Genomic DNA, 384 nt, shown 5'->3' with positions numbered 1-384 from the left:
CGATGAACTGACGGCATATCCGGAGAGCTTCAAGACCTCGTGGCTGCACACCGAACTGCATCGCGCGCGCAACTTCAAGCAGTGGATGAGCAAGGGCCTGTACCTCGGCACGCTGATGGTCGGCATCGAGCAGAAGCTGCTGGGAGGCAATGTGCCGTGGACGCTGCATCACCAGCATTCGGATCACGAAATGCTGAAGCCCGCATCGCAGTGCAAGCCAATCACGTATCCGAAGCCGGATGGCAAGCTCACGTTCGACCGGTTGTCCTCGGTGTTCATCTCGAACACGAATCACGAGGAAAACCAGCCGGCTCACCTGACGCTGAAAGATCCGTCGGTGCCGGTGAATGTGAACTGGCAGACCTATGCCGGTCCGGAATCGCG

The 384-nt window shown here is 58.9% G+C and carries 1 protein-coding gene; it reads left to right on the top strand.

All coding sequences use genetic code 11. The features are described 5' to 3' along the window. A partial coding sequence (locus tag P0D80_RS51390) for a 4Fe-4S dicluster domain-containing protein (protein WP_408296696.1) occupies nt 1-384 on the top strand: 384 nt, incomplete at both ends.

Origin of the sequence: Paraburkholderia sp. RL17-373-BIF-A (genome assembly GCF_046030175.1) — a bacterium.
In the GTDB taxonomy this organism is placed as follows: domain Bacteria; phylum Pseudomonadota; class Gammaproteobacteria; order Burkholderiales; family Burkholderiaceae; genus Paraburkholderia.
The sequence above is the reverse complement of the archived record's forward strand: the minus strand, read 5'-3'. Positions and strand labels throughout refer to the sequence as shown.